The 22573-nt window shown below is 47.4% G+C and carries 21 protein-coding genes; 17 read left to right on the forward strand and 4 right to left on the reverse strand.

Annotated elements, in window-relative coordinates:
- Positions 1–129: 129 nt before the first annotated feature.
- The 8 genes from ABJ225_RS03060 (at position 130) to ABJ225_RS03095 (ending at position 7027) form a co-directional block, all read left to right on the forward strand.
- A complete protein-coding gene (locus ABJ225_RS03060) occupies positions 130–831 on the forward strand; it encodes a glycosyltransferase family 2 protein (protein ID WP_048013107.1) in 702 nt (233 codons plus the stop codon).
- Positions 828–1787, forward strand: a complete 960-nt coding sequence (locus tag ABJ225_RS03065; RefSeq protein WP_347318350.1) for a hypothetical protein — start codon at positions 828–830, stop codon at positions 1785–1787. Before ABJ225_RS03060 ends, ABJ225_RS03065 begins: the two co-directional genes overlap by 4 nt.
- Before the next feature lie 19 nt (positions 1788–1806).
- Positions 1807–1965: a hypothetical protein gene (locus tag ABJ225_RS03070; RefSeq protein ID WP_159641135.1), complete on the forward strand. Its 159-nt coding sequence runs from the start codon at positions 1807–1809 to the stop codon at positions 1963–1965.
- A 4-nt stretch (positions 1966–1969) separates the two neighbouring features.
- The gene (locus ABJ225_RS03075; RefSeq protein ID WP_347318352.1) at positions 1970–3178 is read left to right on the forward strand and encodes a glycosyltransferase family 4 protein; all 1209 of its coding nucleotides are present in this window, start codon (positions 1970–1972) and stop codon (positions 3176–3178) included.
- Positions 3179–3275: 97 nt separating this feature from the next.
- Positions 3276–4370, forward strand: coding sequence for a non-hydrolyzing UDP-N-acetylglucosamine 2-epimerase (gene wecB / locus ABJ225_RS03080; RefSeq protein WP_347318354.1), 1095 nt, complete (start codon positions 3276–3278; stop codon positions 4368–4370).
- Positions 4360–5352, forward strand: a complete 993-nt coding sequence (locus ABJ225_RS03085; protein WP_048003969.1) for an SDR family NAD(P)-dependent oxidoreductase — start codon at positions 4360–4362, stop codon at positions 5350–5352. Before wecB ends, ABJ225_RS03085 begins: the two co-directional genes overlap by 11 nt.
- Complete coding sequence (locus tag ABJ225_RS03090; protein WP_347318356.1) at positions 5349–6164, forward strand: SDR family oxidoreductase; 816 nt, start codon at positions 5349–5351, stop codon at positions 6162–6164. Before ABJ225_RS03085 ends, ABJ225_RS03090 begins: the two co-directional genes overlap by 4 nt.
- Positions 6146–7027: an NAD-dependent epimerase/dehydratase family protein gene (locus ABJ225_RS03095; protein ID WP_347318358.1), complete on the forward strand. Its 882-nt coding sequence runs from the start codon at positions 6146–6148 to the stop codon at positions 7025–7027. Before ABJ225_RS03090 ends, ABJ225_RS03095 begins: the two co-directional genes overlap by 19 nt.
- A 34-nt stretch (positions 7028–7061) precedes the next feature.
- On the opposite strand, the gene ABJ225_RS03100 is transcribed toward ABJ225_RS03095, so the two are convergent.
- Positions 7062–7943, reverse strand: a complete 882-nt coding sequence (locus ABJ225_RS03100; RefSeq protein WP_347318360.1) for a glycosyltransferase family 2 protein — start codon at positions 7941–7943, stop codon at positions 7062–7064.
- Positions 7944–8065: 122 nt separating this feature from the next.
- On the opposite strand from ABJ225_RS03100, the gene ABJ225_RS03105 reads away from it, so the two are divergent.
- Positions 8066–9226 carry a hypothetical protein gene (locus ABJ225_RS03105; protein WP_347318361.1) on the forward strand — a complete coding sequence of 387 codons (1161 nt, stop codon included), beginning with the start codon at positions 8066–8068 and terminating at the stop codon, positions 9224–9226.
- A 286-nt stretch (positions 9227–9512) separates the two neighbouring features.
- Here ABJ225_RS03105 and ABJ225_RS03110 read toward each other — a convergent pair whose 3' ends face one another.
- Complete coding sequence (locus ABJ225_RS03110; RefSeq protein ID WP_218245923.1) at positions 9513–10475, reverse strand: coiled-coil domain-containing protein; 963 nt, start codon at positions 10473–10475, stop codon at positions 9513–9515.
- 303 nt (positions 10476–10778) lie between these two features.
- On the opposite strand from ABJ225_RS03110, the gene miaB reads away from it, so the two are divergent.
- On the forward strand, positions 10779–12335 hold the full coding sequence (gene miaB, locus ABJ225_RS03115; protein WP_347318363.1) for a tRNA (N6-isopentenyl adenosine(37)-C2)-methylthiotransferase MiaB: 1557 nt from the start codon (positions 10779–10781) through the stop codon (positions 12333–12335).
- A gap of 1 nt (position 12336) precedes the next feature.
- Positions 12337–12768, forward strand: a complete 432-nt coding sequence (locus ABJ225_RS03120) for a YlbF/YmcA family competence regulator (protein WP_056536995.1) — start codon at positions 12337–12339, stop codon at positions 12766–12768.
- A gap of 93 nt (positions 12769–12861) precedes the next feature.
- On the opposite strand, the gene ABJ225_RS03125 is transcribed toward ABJ225_RS03120, so the two are convergent.
- Positions 12862–13161 carry a hypothetical protein gene (locus ABJ225_RS03125; protein WP_056536992.1) on the reverse strand — a complete coding sequence of 100 codons (300 nt, stop codon included), beginning with the start codon at positions 13159–13161 and terminating at the stop codon, positions 12862–12864.
- A gap of 76 nt (positions 13162–13237) precedes the next feature.
- Between ABJ225_RS03125 and ABJ225_RS03130 the strand changes: the two genes are divergently transcribed.
- From ABJ225_RS03130 to ABJ225_RS03145, 4 genes are all read left to right on the forward strand, one after another.
- Entirely contained in the window at positions 13238–13774 is a 537-nt protein-coding gene (locus ABJ225_RS03130; protein WP_048003961.1) for an outer spore coat protein CotE, read from the forward strand.
- 144 nt (positions 13775–13918) lie between these two features.
- Positions 13919–16081 carry a DNA topoisomerase 3 gene (locus ABJ225_RS03135; protein WP_082529753.1) on the forward strand — a complete coding sequence of 721 codons (2163 nt, stop codon included), beginning with the start codon at positions 13919–13921 and terminating at the stop codon, positions 16079–16081.
- Between the two features lie 200 nt (positions 16082–16281).
- On the forward strand, positions 16282–16443 hold the full coding sequence (locus tag ABJ225_RS03140) for a hypothetical protein (protein ID WP_218245924.1): 162 nt from the start codon (positions 16282–16284) through the stop codon (positions 16441–16443).
- Positions 16444–16611: 168 nt separating this feature from the next.
- Positions 16612–17952 carry an aspartate aminotransferase family protein gene (locus ABJ225_RS03145; protein WP_347318367.1) on the forward strand — a complete coding sequence of 447 codons (1341 nt, stop codon included), beginning with the start codon at positions 16612–16614 and terminating at the stop codon, positions 17950–17952.
- Between the two features lie 44 nt (positions 17953–17996).
- Here ABJ225_RS03145 and ABJ225_RS03150 read toward each other — a convergent pair whose 3' ends face one another.
- Positions 17997–18899 (reverse strand): VanW family protein, encoded by a 903-nt coding sequence (locus ABJ225_RS03150; protein ID WP_481900586.1) that lies wholly within the window; start codon positions 18897–18899, stop codon positions 17997–17999.
- 156 nt (positions 18900–19055) lie between these two features.
- Here ABJ225_RS03150 and ABJ225_RS03155 point away from each other — a divergent pair, with 156 nt between their 5' ends.
- The gene (locus ABJ225_RS03155; protein WP_481900587.1) at positions 19056–19847 is read left to right on the forward strand and encodes a hypothetical protein; all 792 of its coding nucleotides are present in this window, start codon (positions 19056–19058) and stop codon (positions 19845–19847) included.
- A 128-nt stretch (positions 19848–19975) separates the two neighbouring features.
- Complete coding sequence (gene mutS / locus ABJ225_RS03160; RefSeq protein ID WP_347318369.1) at positions 19976–22570, forward strand: DNA mismatch repair protein MutS; 2595 nt, start codon at positions 19976–19978, stop codon at positions 22568–22570.
- Positions 22571–22573 lie beyond the last annotated feature (3 nt).

A 22573-nucleotide genomic window follows, 5' to 3' on the forward strand; every position in this document is an offset into this window, starting at 1 on the left:
AGGTATATGTAAGAGGCGGGAAGTTGTACAGGACATTCAGGGAATAACCGCTGAAATTCCTGATTTTACTGTCAACGGAAACAAGCATTACATAGTATGGAGAAGAAAAGCTTATGAGGGGGTGAAAGGATGATTCCAAAAGTGTCTATTATCATTCCGTTCTATAATTGTGCTTACGTGGATCAGGCAATCGAGAGCGCCCTTAATCAATCGTATCCGTCAATCGAAGTGATTGTGGTGGACGATGGCTCCACCATGCATCTGGAAAAGCTTGAACCTTATGCCGATCGGATTACGGTCCTCCACAAAGTCAACGGAGGAACGGCAACAGCATTGAACTGGGGGATGGATACTGCGACTGGGACCTATACCGCGTGGCTAAGCTCAGATGATCTGTTCCTTCCGGAGAAGATTTCTCTGCAGGTAGAGTACTTGGAGCGGAACCGGATCGACCTTTGCTTCAGCGATTACCTTCTCATTACGGATAAAGGAACAGAATGGATGTGGTCGGTCAATGAATCCTTCGAGGATATAAAAAGGCTGAAAGACGTTCTGGCTTATCGTAATCCCATTAACGGTTCTACGATGCTCATGAAGAGGAAGATATTCAAGGAAGCAGGATTCTTCGAGCCGAAGTACCGTTTCACCCATGATTATGAGATGTGGATGCGGCTGATGATGAAGGGATCCTCATTTGGTTATCTTCATTTGCCCCTCATCAAGTACCGCACCCATCCGGCGTCGGGTAGCATGAACTATCAAGCTGATATTGGCCGGGAAACGAATGAACTGCAGTTGCTGTATAGAGAGAAAAGGAGTGAAGAAGATTGAGAGAACTCATCCTTTCGGGTGCCACCCAGAAAGCCGGTCTGAAGAAGGATTGGGAGCAATTTAAAAAAGGGCTCGTGCTTTCGTTTCACACAAGATCGCAGCAGATTCAAAAAGTGATTGAATATATCTCACCACCGGACGTGTGTGCTGATGGTGACCCCTCAATATCGTTTACGGCCGCTACGCTGAGGAAGAACAAGCTCTATGTTCCGACGCATACCGAAATATTGGTATACGATTTGAATACCTATCAGCTCGAGAAGTATTTCACCTATCCTTCATTGAATGATGTTCATCACGTGTATCCAAGAAACAACGGGAATCTGCTTATTTGTAACACAGGGCTTGATATGGTGATTGAAACGTCCCCTAAAGGTGTGATTTTGAACGAGTGGAATGTAGGCAGGGGCGGGCCGTGGAAAGCGTTTGATCCATCGATTGACTACCGGAAAGTCTCTACGACCAAACCCCATAAGCACCACCCGAACTTTGTGTTTGAACTGGAGGATGAAATATGGGTCACAAGATGCCTGCAGAAAGACGCGATCTGTTTGACCGATCCTTGGAAAGAAATCACGATCGGCAGACAGTTCATCCATGACGGAGTCCTTTATAAAAACCATTTGTATTTCACGCAGGTGGACGGCCACATCATCAAAGTGAATGCAGGGAGCCTGCAGGTCGTTCAGGATATCGACCTCACAACCGTGGGCTCACATGAGGAAAAACTAGGTTGGTGCAGGGGCATCAAACCGCTTACAGAGGACATCATCCTGGTGGGATTCACACGGATCAGACCGTCAAGCAGGGTGAATGAAGACGGCTCCAGGGAGTATTACGGACAGCACGGAGTCCTTCCAACCCGTATAGCCTGTTATAACATCAAGGAGATGGCTTTGATGTGGGAGAAAGATCTTGAGCCCTATGGAATGAATGCCATCTATTCAATTAGCTGATTAAAGGAGAGTGGAAGAGTTGTTGCCCAGAAAAAATACGTATCGCTTCCCTGTCAGGAGCACGCCCATTTCGGCTAAAAAACCGCTCCCGAGACCCCATTCGAATACACAGCCGAAGTATGCCATCCCAGATCCACGGCTGAGAGAACTGCTCGACCGGCATGCAGGGGGATGGTGAACCGATGAAAATCCTGATTGCTACCATCTTCCCATTACCCGGAGGTGGCATTTGGTCATTTGTCTCCAATCTTCATGATGGTCTTGTTGCAAAAGGGCACTCTGTCGATATCATCTGCTCGAACTCTACAAACACTCAAGTATTGAACCTCTTAAAAGGGAATACGACCGAACTTTTACCCTTCCGGCCCATGATCGAGCGGAAACTCAGGAAGTCCATTCCGAGATTGATTGAGGATCCATGGGTGTATCATGCAGAAGTGAACAGATATCTTTTTGAACGTGGACTGGCAGAACATGATTTGTCGCAATATGACCTCATCCATTGTCAGGATGTTCTGTCGGCGGTATCGATCAGCAGGATGAAACCTGCCCATACCCCCATGGTTACATCCATCCATGGTTTTTTGTCCGGAGCGATCTTCCATCAAATCAAAGCGACTAATCCCGGCAGATCCGACGGTGACATCTGGAGCAGTTTCGTCCTTCAGTATTACGCCAGGTTGGAGAAAATCGGCTATGACAGCAGTACATCTCTCCATACGTCAAGCAGGTGGATGAGGGGCATCCTGCTGAATCAATACAGCGTACCTTCTTATAAGATCATGACCTTCAACTATGGGGTTCCCATTGAACAATTCCCTGCCTATCCCGGAAAGCGTCCTTCAGGAAAGTGTACCATTGTGGCCATCAGCAGATTAGTGTACCTGAAAGGCCTCCACCACCTTCTGGAGTCGCTCGAAATGCTTTCTCCCTCACTGGAATGGGAATGCCAGATCCTCGGAGAAGGTGAGATGCAGGAGAGACTGGTGGCTCAGGCAAGGCAGCTTGGGATTGAATCCAATGTGAGCTTCCTTGGTAACCGGAATGACGTTGTGCAGATTCTGCAGAAGGCAGACGTTCTGGTCATTCCGAGCCTTCAGGAAAATCAGCCGTTCGCCGTCATCGAGGCGCAAATGATGGGGGTACCGGTCATTGCCTCCAACGCTGGAGGTCTTCCGGAAATGGTCGATCATCAGGGAACGGGTCTGATCGTGGAAAAAGGGAACAGCTTCCAGCTCTCCAATGCATTGGATCTTATCATCCGACACCCAGCGGAACGGGATCGTATGGGGCAGCAAGCTTGGAAACGGAGCAGGGAAAAATGGGGTCTCCCATCCCTCATTGAGAATGCTGGGGCATTCTATCAATCAGCGATGAACCTGAATACCTGATGGATGCGCCTTTTTATCAAAACATGGTGAAGAGTCTAGGACAGCTCCCGCATTTTATCATAAAGTATTAAGACGAAACAGAAAGGAGAGGTCACAGGTGAAAATCGTAACAGTACTGGGGACGAGGCCGGAGATCATCAGGCTGAGCCTCATCATGAAAAAGCTTGATCAGCTTGCGGATCGGCATGTCATCGTGCACACAGGGCAGAACTTCACCCACTCATTGAACGGTGTGTTCTATCAGGAGCTTGGCCTGCGTGCGCCCGACTACGTCCTGTCGGATAAACAGCAGTCGCTTGGCAAGCAGCTATCTGCCTTATATGAAGGACTTGAAGAGATACTGATCCGTGAGAAGCCGGATAAAGTGCTTGTGCTTGGCGACACGAATAGCGGGCTGAGTGCCATCCTGGCCGAACGGATGATGATTCCTGTCGTCCACATGGAAGCAGGGAACCGCTGCTTCGATTTGAATGTACCGGAAGAGAAGAATCGGAGGATCATCGATTCCGTCTCATCATTCAATCTCGTTTATACTCCGTATAGCAAAACCAATCTTCTCAATGAAGGAATGACACCAAGCAAAATCATCACAACCGGCAATCCCATCTATGAAGTTCTGAAGCATTATGAAACGGACATTGATTCCAGCACCATACTTAAAGACCTTTCATTAGAAGAAAGGGACTATTTCCTGGCTACGATCCACAGGGCAGAAAACGTAGACAACCCCCACCACCTTACCTCCATCATCCAAGCCATGAACACCATTGCGACCACCTACAAAAAAAGAATCATCTTCAGCGCACATCCGAGAACACGCTCCAAGTTACTGGCCATGCCTGATCTATCCATCGATCCAAGAATTGAATTCCATGAACCATTCGGATTCTTTGATTTCATACAACTCGAAAAAAAGGCGTATTGCGTATTGACCGATAGCGGAACGGTCCAGGAAGAGTGCTGTATCTTCCATGTGCCGGCCGTAACAGTCAGGAAGACGACCGAAAGACCGGAAACGGTTGACTGTGGCAGTAACTTCATTTCCGGCCTGGTGGAAGCGAACATCGTGAACGGTGTGAACGTCATGTGTTCCAAGGCTGCGAATTGGAAGTGTCCTGCAGAATACTTGGATGAACATGTGTCGGATAAAGTGATCAATATACTTTTAGGAGGGACAGAAATTGTTTACTAATAAAACCATCTTAGTAACGGGAGGAACGGGATCGTGGGGTAACGAACTCGTATCCCAGCTTCTTGAGAAAAATCCGAAGGAAATCAGGATCTTCTCCCGGAATGAAACCAGTCAGGTACTGACAAAGCAAAAATTCGAGAACGACCCGCGCCTGACGTTCCTGATCGGGGACGTACGTGATAAGGAAGCAGTGATGGAAGCGGCTCAGAAAGTCGATTATATCTTCCATCTTGCGGCACTAAAACATGTACCGGTGTGTGAGCATCAGCCACTTGAAGCACTGAAAACGAATGTGATGGGTACCCAGAATATCATCGACGCCGCCATTGAAAATGAAGTGGAGAAGGTAATCAATATCTCCACTGACAAAGCGGCCAATCCGTCCAATTTCTATGGATTCACGAAAGCCATGGGAGAAAAACTGATCATCAATGCCAATGTGCTGACGGATAAAACGAAATTTGTTTGCGTACGGGGTGGGAATGTACTAGGGACAAATGGAAGCGTCATCCACGTCTTCAAGCATGGCATCAAGGAAAAGTCGAAAATCGGGATAACGGATAAAAACATGACCCGTTTCTTCCTCACCATCAAAGATGCCATCAAGCTTTTGTTCAAAGCCACCTACGAAAGCCACGGGGGAGAAATCTTCGTCATGAAGATGCCGACGTGCAAGATCATGGATCTGGCTCAAGTTCTCATCGATCGATATTCCCCTGATCAAGAAGTGACAGTGGAGGAACTAGGGATCCGACCGGGGGAAAAACTGCATGAATTGCTTCTGACGGAGTTTGAAAGCCACAATACCATCGTGTATGACAACGAATACTTCGTCATTCTCCCGACGATTCATATCGAAGGATTAACAGAATTTTACAAAGACTTCCCGCAGGTTGATCTTGATACGTATTCCTCAAGTGATAATATCATCAATTACGATCAGATCAAGTCCATGCTGAAGGACGGGGGCTTTCTGGAATGAGGATCCTCGTATTGGGGGGCAGGGGCATGGCTGGCCATGTCATCACCTCCTATATGAAAAAGCAGGGACATGACGTCCTCTACACCACCAGGAATGAAGACGGGATCCAACTTGATGTAACAAGCCTTGCCGGTGTAAGGAACGTCATCTTGCATCACAAGCCGGATGTGCTCATCAACGCCGTTGGACTCCTGAATGGGGATGCAGAGGCCAGACTCAAGGACGCCATCATCGTCAATGGCCTTCTGCCCCATTTTTTGACGGAAGTACTGGATGAATACGGTGGAAAACTTATCCATATCAGTACGGATTGCGTCTTTTCAGGAGAAAAGGGAAGCTATGTAGAGAATGATGAGAAGGATGGCACCACTGCCTATTCCAAGACGAAGGCGATCGGTGAGGTGACCCGCTCACCTCATCTGACCATAAGGACTTCGATCATCGGACCTGAATTGAAGGAGAATGGAATCGGTCTCTTTCACTGGTTCTTAAAGCAACAAGGTGAAGTGAAAGGATATGCGAATGTATTTTGGAACGGTGTGACCACCCTCGAACTCGCCAAAGCCATCGATCACTTGATCCCCACTGGTGCAACAGGACTCTATCATCTGTGCACACCGGGAAGAATCAGTAAGTATGAGCTCCTTCAACTTTTCAAAGAAGTTCTCAAAAAAGATGACGTGACCATCACAGCGTCACTGACTCCAGTTCATGATAAGACGCTCGTGCATACCCGGAAAGACGTTCAATATCCGGTTCAGGATTACAAAAACATGCTCATAGAAATGGTCGAATGGATGCGACAAAAATGAAACGGGTCCTTGTGACCGGAGCCTCGGGATTCACGGGACGTCATGCTTGTGCCTTGTTTGCAGGCATGGGTCACACAGTGTACGGTCTAGTGAGGAAATCGACAATGATGAAAGATGTGACGCTTGTACCATGCGATATTATGGATGAACAGCAAGTCAAACGGGTGGTGAAAGAGGTGAACCCCGACATCACGCTTCATCTTGCTGCTCAGAATCACGGTGGTGTTGCCTGGGAGAAGCCTGCTTTCACATTCCGCATAAATGTACTGGGAACCTTGAATCTGTTGGAAGCTTTTAGGATCTGCGCACCGAAGTCTATCATATTGATCACGGGTTCGGTACTGGAATGGAACGCCGGCTATCAGCCGGCGCATCCATATGGCGTATCCAAGCTCATGCAGACGGGCCTTGCTTCCTCCTGGTCTACACTTTTCGGATTGGATGTTCGGATTGCCCGCTCCTCTAACTTATGCGGTCCGGGAGAATCAACTGGCATCTGTTCTCTTTTAGCAAGGAGCTGTGTGGAAGAGAAGAAAGCTTTTCACTTTGCCAATATACTCGATCAAAGGGATTTCCTAGACGTCAGGGATGCGGTTTGTGCCTATGAGAGGATTATTGCAAACGGAGAGCGCGGAGGTAATTATACAGTGGCCTCCGGTCGGAACCGGACTCTTCTGGAAGTAGCGAGGGCTATAAGGGATATAGCTGGAAGCGGAATCACCTTCAGTACAGACCTCTTTCAGCGAACTGTCCAGGAGCTGTACCCTGCGGTAGAAACCCGGGGTCTGGGATGGGAACCGGCCATTCCGTTCACACAAACATTGGAAGATATCCATGACTATATGAAAACAACAAAAAGGTAATCGGGATGATTACCTTTTTGTTGTTTTCGCAAGGTCAGAAGTAGATCGAAAATTTCTTGAATAGTGTATCGATGCTGGTCTTCCTTTTTTTCATATACTCTGTTCTTTTTTGGAGCACCCCATCCTGGAGCACCTTTCGGTCAATCTTGATGGATGAACCATGCACAATCAGGGATTTGGCCCTTTCAATCCTGGCATCATCAAAATGAAGATAGGCCATCCTCATGAGATTGTAGTAGATCCCCTCGTAGTTCACACTGTACGGGTGGGCCGTCCTGAACAAATGAAGGATGGTCACCGTAGGATCGCAGTGGCATCGGTATCCGAAAAGCCAAAGTTTGATCGAAATTTCTACATCTTCGTGCCCCCACGAATAAAATCCAGGTTCAAAACCGCCGATATCATCGAATGTCTCTTTCTTCATGACAATGCATGCACCGGGAAGAATAGCTGTTTCAAAAAGCCCCCTCCCTCTGGGGTTCCACTTAATCTTCAGTGAAGGAGTCAAGGATTGTCCGTATCCTACGATGGAGGGGTCTTCCAGTGAACCGATGGCTGGACAAACGGCATCTGTCACCCCGCTTGCCAGTGGATAGACAAGACGGTCCAACCAGAAATGTTCAAAGGTCATATGGGCATCACAAAAAGCGATATAAGGGAAGTGCGCAGCTTCCGCCCCCAGATTCCTAGCAACAGAGGGACCTACCCCTTCTGCACGTACATAGATCACTTTTTGTTTATGTTCATAGGTTGAGAGAAAGGCGAAGCCCTCATCGGTGGATGCATCGTCCACAAGGATCGCCTCGACCTCGACATTCGTCTTGACGTTGAAAAGGGAATCCAACGTCATCTTTACATTCTTTCCTTCGTTCTTCACAGGGAATACAACGGAAACTTTGGGTATATGCCTGCTCATCTCGACGCTCCTTTACTACATGCCTCTGAATCAGTGTATGTGGCTTCGGTCCGACCGTGAATCATGCAGATAACATAAGTCAGGGGATGAGTTCATAAGATGAGTATTGGGTGATGCACATGGTGAAATGGAAAGTGGACGGAAGAGAGATGGGGGAGCTTGCAGATCACCTCCTTCCGTATATTCAATGGTTTTGCGCAGAGTATAAGTTCGAGTATAAAAGGGATCCATCAGGAGAGATGGAGGTATTTTCACCATTGTTTGGAAAAAAAGTGGAGGTAGCTGTAACCGGGATCAAAGAAGAAGCTTTTTTTCGTGTGTTCAAATCCATTATGGAGTTTAATGGAATGAAAGTTCGCACAGCACATAACAAGGAAGAGGAACCACCGGACAAATTCATCGATGTCCAATTTGCTCAGACGGAAGATAAAGAACGATCACTCTCGTTCGGGTTTTCCAATGCTGTGGAGGCAGTCGATGTGAAAAGTCTTATTAAAATCTATCAAGGAGATATTAAATTCGGGAGCATCAACGTGCTGCCAGGAAGACCTTTTGACCATCGATATCGCTTTGTTTTCAAAGGCAGGGAGTGGGATGACTTCCTTTCTGTGGAAGCCCCGTCCATCGTGGCGAACTGCATGCTGAAATCCATCTTGAAGACGGATTTGATTCCATACCTGACCCTTTTGTCCATCGGAGGATCGCCTCCACCTATGAAGCCGACCGACCCCCCGGTAAAAGAAGCAAGGGTGCAGGAAATCGAAGACAGGGAATATGAAGAAGCGAAGAGAAGGAAACAGCAACAGCGCACCGAGAAAATCGTGAGCGCTCATTCTTACTTTGATTACAATGTTTTGCCGAATCGGAAGCTGGATAAGTATACGGTGAAAGCAGATTTTTTCATTAAAAATACAGGGACAGCCGTTCTCCAAAATCCAAAGCTCTGTTTTAGGGTCGATCCTCATGACCGGGTCGAAATCGGCGGTCAAATACTGCCTCCTGAAATGAGTGAGCTTTTCTCCCTCCAAGGCCAGACCGGAGCGCAAGGATGGCAGTATGCAGGCAAGGATTGGCTTGAAAAGGCGTATGAAACAGGGGAATACTGGATTGAATCCATTCAACCTCTTCAAATGGCTCCGGGGGAGACCATCAAGGTGGAAGGCGTACAGTTTTCAATCGAATCTCTCGATGAACAAACTGCTGCCACGATCGTGGGGTTTGTATATGTGGAAGGGGAGAATCTACAGATTCAGTCACAAAACAAAATCCTCATTACATTTTAATAGATAGGCTGGGACAAACGTGTTTAAGTCATGGAAAGACCCGAATTCATTTACCAGAAATAAGGTGAATGAATTCGGGTCTTTCCTTTCTTTAAGAACATTTACATTGCATCTTGTGCATGATTGGAGTGCAAGGCGAAGACTCCTGGGAAAAGAGTGGCACACCGTAGGATTGCAGAGGAGACTCACAGGCTACCAGCAGAAAGGCAGGTCTTGCACTGGAATTTTCAGGAATATAGGGATCGTAGGTCTCATTAAATGGTACCTAGTTCGACAGCCTCTTCTTTTATGATTCGGATTTGGAGGTCCGTATGGTACTGGGTTTGGTCTGGCGCCTGCGATGATGCTCGATCATCCCCTTCAGTTCTTGAACCTGAGAAGATAGGGAATGATTCGTTGAGCGGATGGACTGAATTTCGTCAAAGAATCGTCGATCCGTTTCTTCGATCAGCTCCTGCATGAATACATGCTGTCGCTGGATGCCGAGTATCTGGAGAGCTTCTATATCATCCAACCGCCCTTCCTGTTCTTTCCTATTTTGATCTATATCCCCGAATCTTGATTCCATGAGCCATTCGTAATCCTTCATTTCCTGCTGGATCCCTGCCATCATTTCTTTGATGAACGTCATCTTTTCGATTTCGGCTACTTTCAACTGTTCTTTTGCTCGTTCAAGGGAAGTTAGGGCGAAGGTACGCTCCGATACCAACTCCTCGAACTGTTCCGTTTTGGTAATCAGGCTTTTGAAAAGGTCATTCTTGGAATCCTCCGAACGGCAGAGAGCTTTTCTCAAATCTTCGATATGGGCTTGTTGATTGAGCAATTTCTCATCCTTCTTCAACGCATCGGTTTTGATGCGATCATACCATTCTCTCAATGTATCATTCTCATCAGTAAGAGCAGAGACTTCCTGCTCCCATGTTGAGATCGTTCCGTTCAGTTGAGCATTTTTCTCCTTCAGGATGTTGACTTCACTCTGTATGGTGAGGGCTTTTTCCTTCCAATGATGCAGGGATGTTTCAGAGGCTAATAATTGCTCACGTAGATTGGCTGCTTCTGCGGTGATCTCCTCTGATATTTGGAGGAAATGATTCCGATCCCTGATTAATTCTTCCTCGATCGCCTGCTGAGATGCGATTTCGTCCAGAGAGGCTTCCCATTGTAACTGAACTTCTGATAGGCGCTTCTTATAAAAAGCTGCTTCTGCAAACAATACCCCCCGACTCAGACGGGCAATTTCTTGTTTCAATAGGTGCAACTGTGATTTTAAATAGATGGTTTCCCCGTTTTCGATATAATACGAGGGTTGTTTTTCATCCTGTCTGATGACCTTCTCCTCCTCGATCGTTTGTTATTTTTACCGTATGCACCCTTCCTCGCGGCGCAACCGGGGAGAATGCCCAATTTGTGCTGCATTGTTGATAGATGCAGGGAGCTATTGTATGATCTTCCAAAAACCGATATACTTAAACAAGCAGAATACCTTCTTATTGAAGCGGTTACAGTGCGGGGAGGTCGTTCTCTCGTTACAAAGCTTGAAAGGGGACTACTCATGAATGAGGAACAGCGAAAACATGGACAGCAGGCTAATCCGACATCAGCTAAAAGCGAGAAGGATTACAGTCAATATTTTCAGAGCGTCTATATTCCGCCTTCGTTGAAAGAAGCAAAAAAACGCGGGAAAGAGGAAGTCCAGTATCATAATGACTTCACCATTGATGGTAAATTCAAAGGCCTTGGAACAGGAAGGAAATTCTACATACGTACATACGGTTGTCAGATGAACGAACACGATACCGAGGTCATGGCCGGGATCTTCATGGCCCTGGGCTATGAGGCAACGAATAACACGGATGATGCGGATGTAATCCTTCTGAATACATGTGCCATCCGGGAGAATGCGGAGAACAAAGTGTTCGGGGAGCTCGGTCACCTTAAAGCGCTGAAACGGGAGAATCCGGGACTGCTCATCGGCGTATGCGGGTGCATGTCACAGGAAGAATCCGTCGTCAAAAAGATTTTGAAAACGTATCAGCAAGTCGATATGATCTTTGGTACCCATAATATCCACAGACTCCCTGAAATCCTTTCAGAGGCATATATGTCCAAGGCCATGGTCGTGGAGGTCTGGTCAAAGGAAGGGGATGTGATCGAGAACCTTCCGAAGGTGCGCAGGGGAAACATCAAGGCTTGGGTGAATATCATGTATGGCTGCGATAAGTTTTGCACGTACTGCATCGTACCCTATACACGCGGGAAAGAACGGAGCAGAAGACCGGAAGAGATCATTCTGGAAGTACGGTCGCTGGCTGCTCAAGGGTATCAGGAAGTCACCCTTCTTGGCCAGAACGTCAATGCATACGGTAAGGATATTGAAGATATGGACTACGGACTCGGGGACCTGATGGACGAATTGAGGAAGATCGATATCCCTAGGATCCGCTTTACGACCAGTCATCCACGCGATTTTGATGATCATCTGATCGAAGTGCTTTCGAAGAAAGGGAATCTCGTTGAACACATTCATCTTCCTGTTCAGTCCGGATCCACTTCTGTCCTGAAAATCATGGCCAGAAAGTATTCCCGTGAGGTCTTCCTTGACCTCGTGTCGAGGATCAAGACGGCCATGCCGGATGTTGCCCTAACCACAGACATCATCGTCGGTTATCCGAATGAAACAGAAGAGCAATTCGAAGAGACCCTCTCCTTGTACAGGGAGGTGGGCTTCGAATCGGCCTACACGTACATCTACTCCCCGCGGGAAGGCACCCCTGCGGCCAAAATGACGGATAATGTTCCTGACGATGTGAAAAAAGACCGTTTGCGCAGACTGAACGCAGTGGTCAATGAGTTTTCCGGGAAATCCCTCCTGCCCTATAAAGGCGAAATCGTGGAAGTCCTTGTAGAAGGGGAGAGTAAGAAGAATCCGGAGGTGCTCGCCGGATATACAAGAAGGAGCAAACTAGTGAATTTCAAGGCACCCAAGACGGCCATTGGCAAAATCGTGAAGGTGAAGATCACGGATACCAAAAGCTGGTCGCTCGATGGGGAAATGATCGAAGAAGGTCTAATCGGATCTGAATTTCAAATACCGGCAGAGGTGAACTGATATGGCGAAATATACAAAAGACGATATTATCAAGCATGCAGGCGATCTTGCACAAATGATCGCAGATACAGAAGAAGTGGACTTCTTCAAACGTGCAGAGGCACAGATTCACGAAAATCAAAAAGTGAGAGAAATGATTGCAAGCATCAAGAGCCTTCAAAAGCAGGCGGTCAACTTCCAACACTACGGCAAAAGTGAAGCACTGAAGATGGTTGAAGCAAAAATTGAAAACCTGGAAAAAGAAATTGACGCTATTCCTATTGTCCAACAGTTTAAAGAATCTCAAGAGGATGTGAATGATCTGCTTCAGATCGTAGCATCGGTCATCTCCAACAATGTGACCGATCACATCATCGAAACGACCGGCGGGGACATCCTAAGGGGAGAAACCGGGTCTCAGGTCCGGAATTCCATGCCGGGCAGCTGCTCATAAGTTTCCCATTAGATAAGGCTGAAACAAACATGTTTTAGTCATCGAAAAACCCGAATTGTTGCCTGCTGCAAGGCAACAATTCGGGTTTTTCATTTATTTAATGAACATTTTTATGGTGTCTAACGGTGGACTGGAGAGCAAGGAAAAGACAACTGCGGGAAGAATCGTACCCTGAAGGCATGTGGGGTGGATCGCCAGCTCCCCGCAGAAAGCGAAAACTTGCAGAGAAATCGGTTTAAAGAACCGAAATGGATCGTGTCCGTCATTAGATTGTACCTTTTTTGTTTTATCCCAACCCTCTTCCTCCATAGCTGCGCCTCGCAAACGCTCTCCTTTTCGTAACATCCCTTGGGTATTCGCATACAATACAGTATCTCGCAACAATCCTTTCATGCAATCCAATTTACTCGCACAAACACCTAAGTCATCGCATAAGATGAATTGAAAATGAATGAGGAGGTACGCTCGAATGGCAGAATATAGAGAGATCATTACAAAAGCGGTCGTAGCGAAGGGACGCAAATTCACTCAGTCCCATCATACGATTTGCCCGCCGCATCACCCATCGAGCATTTTAGGCTGCTGGATCATCAATCACGAGTACAAGGCACACAAAGTAGGGAAAAAAGTAGAGATTCAGGGTTGTTATGATATCAACGTATGGTACTCCCACAGCGACAACACGAAGACATCCGTGGTCACTGAGCGAGTCGAATATACAGACGTCATCAAATTGAAATACCGCGATCCTGATTGCTCGGATGATCTTGAAGTGTGCGCCCGCGTACTCCAACAGCCGAACTGCTGCGAAGCGGTCATCTCACCGAATGGGAATAAAATCATCGTTCATGTAGAACGTGAATTCCTGGTGGAAGTGATCGGTGAAACAAAAGTATGTGTCCTGGTGAATCCTGACGGCTGTGATGATCATGATTGGGACTGCGACCTGGATGACGAAGAGTTTGAAGAATTGGATCCGGAATTCCTTGAAGGCATCGAAGAGTAAAGATTGCTAGGAAGACGGCCTCTTCCTAGTTTTTTTATGAAACCATCCGAACGGATGGTTTTTTCTTTGTGGCAAGCACCTGCCCGATTGCATGGAAGTATGCTAAAATGGGTGGGAAGACCGATCATGAAAGGATTTTTAAACATGAAAAAAACAGTGGTTCTGGCAGAAAAGCCTTCTGTCGGAAGAGATATCGCACGGGTGCTTAACTGCACACAAAAAGGGAATGGATTCATGGAAGGAAAAGAGTACATCGTAACCTGGGCCCTTGGGCATCTCGTTACCCTTGCAGACCCCGAAACCTATGATGATAAGTATAAAACGTGGAAGATAGAAGACCTGCCGATGCTTCCGAAAGATCTTAAGCTGGTAGTGATCAAAAAAACAGGAAAACAATTCAATGCCGTAAAAACACAGATGAATCGGCCGGATGTAAAAGAAATCGTCATAGCAACGGATGCCGGGCGTGAAGGAGAACTCGTCGCCAGGTGGATCCTGGAAAAGGCGAAGCCGCAAAAGCCGTTGAAGCGTTTATGGATTTCATCCGTAACCGACAAAGCCATTCAGCAAGGTTTCAGCCGTTTAAAAGATGGAAAAGCCTATGAAAATCTCTATAGGGCTGCAGAGGCAAGGTCAGAAGCGGATTGGTATGTCGGCATGAATGCCACAAGGGCTTTGACAACCAAACATAATGCCCAGCTTTCCTGTGGTCGTGTACAAACTCCGACACTCAGTATCATTGCGCAGCGGGAAGAGGAAATCAGGAACTTCAAGCCCGTCCCGTACTATGGTATCCAAGCGGTCACCTCAAAAGGGACCTTTACATGGCTCAAAGGTCAAGAATCAAGGTCGTTTTCAAAAGAAGAAGTGGAACGGGTAGAAGCTGCCTTGAAAGCGCAAAAAAAACCGCTTACGATCGATACGGTCAAAAAAGCAACGAAAAAGAATCCTGCACCTTCGTTTTATGATTTGACTGAGCTCCAGCGTGATGCCCATAAAGTATATGGTTTTTCGGCAAAGGAAACGCTGTCGATCATGCAGAAGCTTTATGAACAGCATAAATTGGTCACATACCCCAGGACTGACAGCAGGCATCTCTCGAGTGATATGGTCGATACATTGAAAGATCGGCTGATGGCCGTCAATGTCCAAGAGTACAGGGGAATCGTGCATCATGCATTGAAAGGAAAGCTTACCCTTTCAAAAGCGTATGTAGATGACGCCAAGGTGAGTGATCACCATGCCATCATCCCAACGGAGGAAACACCTTTTCTTCAGAAGCTCCAGGACAGGGAACGGAAAATCTATGATCTGATCGTGAAGCGTTTCGTCGCTGCTTTCTATGCTCCGTATTCTTATGAGCAGACCACCGTCACGGCTAGTATCGATCAGAACCGGTTCCAACTCAAGGGGAATAGGGTACTGGATCAAGGCTGGAAGGCCGTTTATGAGAATGAAATCGTCGAAGGCTTGAAGGCTGCGATAGCTGAAGGGGAGAGTCTGCCCCTGTTATCGGTAAAGCATACGGAAGGCAGGACCACGCCGCCAGGAAGATTCAATGAAGGAACCCTTCTGACCGCCATGGAAAACCCACGCAAGTACATGAAGGGCAGCGATCAGAATTTGTTGGAGGCAATATCGGAAACCGGGGGACTTGGTACCGTGGCGACTCGTGCCGACATCATTGAAAAGCTATTCCACACGGCTCTCATCGAAGAGACGGGGAAAGAAATCACCATCACGTCCAAAGGGAAACAGCTGCTTGATCTGGCGCCCTCTGAGTTGAGGTCTCCGACACTGACTGCAGAATGGGAAATGAAGTTGGAGCAGATTGCCAGTGGCAAACTGAGCAAACAAGAATTCATGAAGGAAATCAAGGAATATACGAAAAAGTCGGTCCATGAAATCAAGCAATCCACTAAAAAATTCTCCCATGACAATATCACAGGAACGAGATGCCCGGATTGCGGGAATCTCATGCTTGAAATTAAGAATCGCAATGGGAAAATGCTCGTTTGTCAGGATCGTGAGTGTGGACATCGCAAAAACGTCAGTAAAAAGACGAATGCACGCTGCCCGAACTGCCACAAGCGCCTTGAACTTAAGGGAGAAGGCGATGGACAACTGTTCGTATGCGTGTGCGGTCACAAAGAAAAGCTTTCTACCTTCAATCAGAGGAGGAAGAAGGAAAAGGGCGGTAAAGCAACAAAAAGGGATGTCAATCAGTACTTGAAAACCCAGCAAAAGGACGAACCGGTCAATACGGCTCTTGCCGATGCACTTGCTAAATTAAAGCTTGATCAATAAATGTAAAGACGGTCTTTGGGCCGTCTTTTTCTATGGGTAAAAAGCAATAAGTTTAATTATTTTTAATATTTGGTTTATTCACTTGTCGAATCATAATAAGATTGCGTTCATGCTGTGGACGGGTTCCATTTATTTACTGAGGAAGGCTGCATTACACTGGATATGCACGATTCCTGCCCTATTCATGACCGCGGTCGTGAGTGTGTATATCTTTTTATGTGCCTGAAGGATTCGGACTCGATTATAAGCTGTCCATGATTCTTGGAACGGTGATTTGGGTGGCAGTCCTGATCTGGTTCCTCCGTCAATGGAAGATGAGCCGGCCGATCCGCTCCCTCAGCCCTGAAACACTTCATTCCTGAAGGGATTGGTCATAGAGTCGGACGGTTAGTCAAACCGTCCGGCTTCTTAATTTGTCTCAGCTTATCCCCGCAGCCCGTTAACGGGAGAACCTGTTCGGAAACCACCGCTTCTAAAGGTGGACAGCCCCGAATAAAGATGAGTAGGGGAATACCAATCAGGAAGGAGCGATGGTGGTGGATCAACACAAAGATCTGTTACAAGATGAGCGAAGTGTATGGCATTCCATGAAGCCATATAATCCAGATTCGACCATGGTGGTGACCAAAGCAGCCGGTGCGTGGGTGACCGATCATGAAGGGGCACGTTTCCTCGATGGAATGGCGGGGTTATGGTGTGTGAACATAGGATACGGAAGAGAGGAGCTGGCGGTTGCAGCTTATGAACAACTAAGGGAAATGCCATATTATCCCCTTACTCAAAGTCATCGGCCAGCAATCGAACTGGCGGAAAAGCTGACCGAGCTCATCGGGGATGATTATGTGTTCTTTTTTTCCAATAGCGGTTCAGAAGCAAATGAGACGGCATTCAAGATAGCCCGTCAGTATCATCAGCAAAAGGGTGAAGGGAATCGGTATAAAATCGTGGCAAGATACAGAGGGTACCACGGGAATACCCTTGGGGCTTTATCTGCAACCGGTCAGGCCCAGAGGAAATATAAGTACGAACCTCTGGCACCGGGATTCATCCATGTGAGGCCGCCGGATGCTTACAGGGATGCAACCGGATCTACCGGAAAAAATCTCCCTGCCGTTCAGGCGCTGGACGAAACACTGACATGGGAACTCAGTGAGACGATTGCAGCTGTCATCATGGAACCGATTATCACAGGCGGTGGGATCGTCATGCCCCAAGATGGCTATATGAAGGCAGCGAAAGAAGTTTGTGAAGCCCATGGTGCCCTTCTGATCGTGGATGAAGTCATTACAGGATTCGGACGAACGGGAAAGGCATTCGGATTCATGCATTACGGGATCAAGCCGGATATCATCACGATGGCGAAGGGAATCACCTCAGCATATCTTCCACTTTCTGCGACGGCAGTCAGGAGAGAGGTGTACGAGGCCTTCAAGGGTAGTGAAGAATACGATTACTTCCGGCATATCAATACATTCGGGGGAAGCCCGGCGTCATGTGCCGTGGCCGTGAAAAACATCGACATAATCCAAAAGGAAAAGCTTATTGACCGGTCTGCGAGGCTTGGAGAGAAGGCCTTAAACTACCTACGTAGAAAACTGGCCACTCATGCCCGGGTCGGTGATGTTAGGGGAAAAGGCTTGCTCCTTGGAATCGAGCTGGTGAAGGATAAGTCGACAAAAGAGCCCCTTGACGGGAAATCCGTAAGCAGCGTAGTGGATTATTGTAAACAAAAGGGTATCCTGATCGGTAAAAATGGAGCCACCGTAGCGGGATTCAATAACGTACTTGCCCTCTCGCCACCCCTTGTCATTGAAGAGAACGATCTTGAGCTGATGCTTGAAACCATAGTGGAAGGGATCAGCCGTCTATAATACGGTAAAAGCCCTCGCGGTTGCGAGGGCTTTTACCGTTACAATCAAGGTCGTTCTCCTGATGGTTTGGCAGGCGATGCGCCTGGGACGCTCCTCTTCTCGGCTTCTACTTGATCGGATGAAAAAATGGTGACGATCATTTGTCCCCCGATGACTTTTGACCGGATCAGGATCGGCTGATGATATGGGTTGCGGAACGCAAAATCTGGTCCATACCAGCTGACGGTCGCGTCTCTGCCTTTCGGGACGTACGGGACCCTTTTGGAATGGTGATAGCGTTCCACGATCTTCACCCCTGCACGATCAACGGCATTGAAGAGAGTAGATGAAACCTGGCAGATCCCTCCCCCGATATCCTCTGATAATTCCCCTTTGACGATGACGGGAGCCTTCATATAGCCCTTTCCTTTTGTACGTTTACCCACCGTTTTATTGAATGAGAACGTTTCGCCGGGAAAGATGACCGTATTGTTGATTTGATCAGAAGCAAGGATGATATTGTTCGTTCGTTCTTCATTTCTTTTATTGAAATACGTTACATAGGAGCCAATACGATTCGTTCGTATATGGGCGAGGATTTCGGTATCAACCTTCGGGTAGGTTTTCAGGGTTGGGACCTCTGTGGGAGTCACCCCTCTGTAAAGGTAGTTCATAACGGCTTCTTTGAATGCGGTGCTGTCAAGGATAAGGCCGGTTTGCCCGGGGATGATCCGGTTATGTTCGTCAATTTTGGCATTGACCGGGGCTTTATACGCCTTTTCCTGAAGAAGTGAAACAAGATGATTAAAATGGTCTTCATTAAGTATCGGTACATCCAGGTAGGGAAGTGTAAGCGATTCTTCCTTGACGGTAATGATTTCATTCCCCGTATCGAGTTCAAGGGGCTGCTGATTCGATAGTCCGATCATGGCAGCAAGGTAAAAAGTGGTCCATGCCATCGTTATCACCCTTTCCCTTTTAGTATGGTCCCCACGTATACGGTCATGCGGGTGAAGGCTGATTTCCAAAAATTAATGGTTATGGAACAGGTCAATTAACGAAAAAGTAGAAGGAAGAGTGCGTGTAAACATATGGATGAAATTAACAAAAAAAGGAGGCCTCTGATGGCATTGATGATGAAAGTACTCATAACCGCCACCATTATAGGGGCGGTACCCTTAAGAATGGACTATATGACCGACACGCTTCCTTGGAAAGAGACGAACCTGCTTCTCCCCAAGTATTCTTATTTCGAGGTCATCGACGTGGAAACAGGCAAAAAGTTTCAAGTCCAACGCCGTGCGGGGAATAAACATGCGGATGTACAACCGGTGTCAGAGGCGGACACGAAAGTGATGAAAGAAATCTACGGCGGACATTGGAGCTGGAACAGAAGAGCGATCCTGGTGAAGTCGGGAAACCTCCTCATTCCTGCTTCCATGAATGGAATGCCTCACGGGGGAGGAGCTCTTCAGAATGGATTCCCGGGACATTTCTGTGTCCATTTTCTTGGAAGTACGACCCATAAAACCCCGCGTCCGGATTACGCTCATACCCTGATGATTCATAAAGCTGCCGGAGAACTTCCGGAGTTCCTTGCATCCCTGAAACCGGAGGGAGCCATGAGGGTAGTTGAAATGGCTGTGAAACAACGGGATGAAGAGTTGCTGGGAAATATGCTCATGGAAGGCAAGGGGAAGGATTCGGAAACCCTTTTGAAAAAAGTAAAAACGATGAAGATATCTTCATATGAAGCGAAAGAACTAAGCCCGTTCCTGGCTAGTATCACAATCAAGTTGAAGTGGACGGATGGGAAACGTGGAGTCCATCATTCTGATTTGGATTTAACTCTCCATCAGCCGGAAGGAATATCAGGTTGGAAGGTTGACGGGAAAGAACTGAACGGTTCCTTTTGATCATGATTGGTAGTAGGCGGATGATATCCTTTCATCCGCCTGTTTCCATTGTTTCCGGAATGAAACCACACGGTGGGATATGATATAATGAGACGTCTAGCAGAATACGGAAAGGTTTGAATGAACCCATGACTCAATACACGCCAATGATTAAACAATACTTACAGGTGAAGGCAGAATATCAAGATGCCTTTTTATTTTTTCGTTTAGGGGACTTTTATGAAATGTTCTTCGATGATGCCATTTCAGCTTCTCAGGAACTGGAAATCACCCTGACAAGCAGGGACGGTGGAGGGAAAGAACGGATCCCGATGTGCGGAGTTCCATACCATTCTGCGCCCAATTACATAGAGCAACTGATCAATAAAGGATACAAGGTTGCCATTTGTGAACAAACAGAAGACCCGAAGCATGCCAAAGGGGTCGTAAAGCGTGAAGTCGTACAGCTCATCACGCCGGGTACCGTGATGGAAGGCAAAGGCCTGAGCGATAAAGAAAACAACTATATCGCCGGAGTGGTTTCCTTTGAAGATGACACATACGGCCTTGCCTACAGCGATCTGTCGACGGGTGAAACCAACGTCACCCTTGTAGCCGATGGCGCGGGGCAGCTATTGAATGAACTGTCCACCATCGGGGCCAAGGAGGTAGTCATAACGCCGGATATGGAGGAGGAGCAACAGCTCAAGCTCAAAGAACGTCTTGACGTGACTCTCTCATTCGAGGCAGGTCAAGGACCAAGTGATGCGTTCGAGCACTTACTGGAAAGGCTGAAACAGGAAAAATTAAAACAGACGGCAGCTCTTCTCATGCATTATCTGTTCAGGACTCAAAAGCGGAGCCTGGATCATCTGCAAAAAGTTGAGACATATCAATTGAACCATTTCATGAAAATGGATTACTATTCCAAACGAAATCTTGAGCTGACGGAAACCATCCGTTCAAAAGGCAAGAAAGGTTCGTTGCTCTGGCTCCTGGATGAAACCATGACCGCAATGGGAGCGCGTCTTCTCAAGCAATGGATTGACCGGCCTCTCATCTCTCGCGGGGAGATTGAAAAGAGGCAGATGGTCGTCGAAGTATTCCTTGAACGGTTCTTTGAAAGACAGGACCTGAGGGAAAGGCTGAAAGAAGTCTATGACCTTGAAAGACTCGCAGGAAGAGTGGCATTTGGAAACGTGAATGCAAGGGATTTGATCCAGTTGAAGAAATCCCTCCAGCAGATTCCGATTTTAAAATCCCTCATTGCATCACTGGATCATTACTCCATCTATCGCTACAGTAAGGAACTTGATCCGTGTGAAGAACTGACGGATCTTCTGGAGCTTGCCCTCGTGGAAAATCCTCCGCTTTCCATCAAAGAAGGCAGCTTGATCCGGGATGGGTATCACGATGAGCTTGATCAATATCGTGATGCCAGCCGCAACGGAAAATCGTGGATTGCTGCTCTTGAACGGGATGAGCGCGAACGCACAGGGATCCGTTCCCTAAAGGTCGGCTTCAATCGTGTCTTCGGCTATTATATTGAAGTAACAAGGGCGAACCTTCACCACCTTGAAGAAGGAAGGTATGAGAGAAAGCAGACGCTCACTAACGCTGAGCGTTTCATTACACCAGAGTTGAAAGAAAAAGAAGCGCTGATCCTGCAGGCAGATGAACGCAGCGTGGACCTTGAATATGAATTATTCATCGGGATCAGGGAACAGGTGAAGGAATTCATCCCGCGCCTTCAACGACTGGCAAAAGTTGTGAGTGAACTCGATGTTCTTCAATGTTTTGCCACAGTCAGCGAAAAGCGGCACTACAGCAAGCCTGCCTTCAATGATGAAAGACGGATCGCCGTCAAGGATGGCCGCCACCCGGTGGTTGAAAAGGTCATGGGGGCGGATGGGTATGTGCCCAATGATTCCTACATGGACAGCGAGCGGGAAATCCTCCTGATCACCGGACCGAATATGTCTGGGAAAAGTACGTATATGAGGCAGCTTGCCCTTACAAGCATCCTGGCCCAGATTGGCTGCTATGTTCCGGCTGCTGAAGCAGATCTTCCGATATTCGATCAGGTATTCACGCGGATCGGAGCGGCAGACGATCTGATATCAGGACAGAGCACGTTCATGGTGGAAATGCTTGAAGCGAGGAACGCCATCATCAATGCGACGGAGGCAAGTCTGATCCTGTTTGACGAAATCGGACGCGGGACGTCCACTTACGATGGAATGGCCCTGGCACAGGCAATCATTGAGTACATCCATGGGCATATCGGTGCCAAGACGTTGTTTTCGACTCACTATCATGAACTGACAGTACTGGAAACCGAACTGCCTAAAGTCAAAAATGTTCATGTGAGTGCCATGGAGCAGAGTGGGAAACTGGTGTTCCTTCACAAAATCAAAGAAGGGGCGGCAGATCGAAGCTACGGGATCCATGTGGCGGAACTTGCCGAGCTTCCGGAGATCCTCATTACAAGAGCCAATGAGATCCTTTCGACCCTAGAAAGCAAAAAAGGGATGGAAGAATCAGCGGCAACCATTGTAAAGGAGGATGAGCCTGGCCAGCTTTCTTTCTTCGAAGAAGGAAAGAAACAGAAGACCGTTGCAAAAGAGCTATCCACAAAGGAAACAAAAATTTTGGATGAGCTTAAGAAATTGGACATTCTTGATATGACTCCGATCGATGCCATGAACACCATTTACGGAATCCATAAGAAACTGAAGAAATAAGGA

The sequence above is a fragment of the Rossellomorea sp. RS05 genome, from assembly GCF_039822645.1.
Lineage (GTDB): Bacteria > Bacillota > Bacilli > Bacillales > Bacillaceae_B > Rossellomorea > Rossellomorea marisflavi_B.

What these genes read in the sequence shown, in the direction of transcription:
- ABJ225_RS03120 (WP_056536995.1), top strand. Translation starts at nt 12,337, where the DNA reads ATGGCGAAATATACAAAAGACGATATTATCAAGCATGCAGGCGATCTT.
- ABJ225_RS03135 (WP_082529753.1), top strand. Translation starts at nt 13,919, where the DNA reads ATGAAAAAAACAGTGGTTCTGGCAGAAAAGCCTTCTGTCGGAAGAGAT.
- ABJ225_RS03095 (WP_347318358.1), top strand. Translation starts at nt 6,146, where the DNA reads ATGGATGCGACAAAAATGAAACGGGTCCTTGTGACCGGAGCCTCGGGA.
- ABJ225_RS03075 (WP_347318352.1), top strand. Translation starts at nt 1,970, where the DNA reads ATGAAAATCCTGATTGCTACCATCTTCCCATTACCCGGAGGTGGCATT.
- ABJ225_RS03155 (WP_481900587.1), top strand. Translation starts at nt 19,056, where the DNA reads ATGGCATTGATGATGAAAGTACTCATAACCGCCACCATTATAGGGGCG.
- ABJ225_RS03125 (WP_056536992.1), bottom strand. Translation starts at nt 13,161, where the DNA reads ATGAAAGGATTGTTGCGAGATACTGTATTGTATGCGAATACCCAAGGG.
- ABJ225_RS03090 (WP_347318356.1), top strand. Translation starts at nt 5,349, where the DNA reads ATGAGGATCCTCGTATTGGGGGGCAGGGGCATGGCTGGCCATGTCATC.
- ABJ225_RS03130 (WP_048003961.1), top strand. Translation starts at nt 13,238, where the DNA reads ATGGCAGAATATAGAGAGATCATTACAAAAGCGGTCGTAGCGAAGGGA.
- mutS (WP_347318369.1), top strand. Translation starts at nt 19,976, where the DNA reads ATGACTCAATACACGCCAATGATTAAACAATACTTACAGGTGAAGGCA.
- ABJ225_RS03100 (WP_347318360.1), bottom strand. Translation starts at nt 7,943, where the DNA reads ATGAGCAGGCATATACCCAAAGTTTCCGTTGTATTCCCTGTGAAGAAC.
- miaB (WP_347318363.1), top strand. Translation starts at nt 10,779, where the DNA reads ATGAATGAGGAACAGCGAAAACATGGACAGCAGGCTAATCCGACATCA.
- ABJ225_RS03145 (WP_347318367.1), top strand. Translation starts at nt 16,612, where the DNA reads ATGGTGGTGGATCAACACAAAGATCTGTTACAAGATGAGCGAAGTGTA.
- ABJ225_RS03060 (WP_048013107.1), top strand. Translation starts at nt 130, where the DNA reads ATGATTCCAAAAGTGTCTATTATCATTCCGTTCTATAATTGTGCTTAC.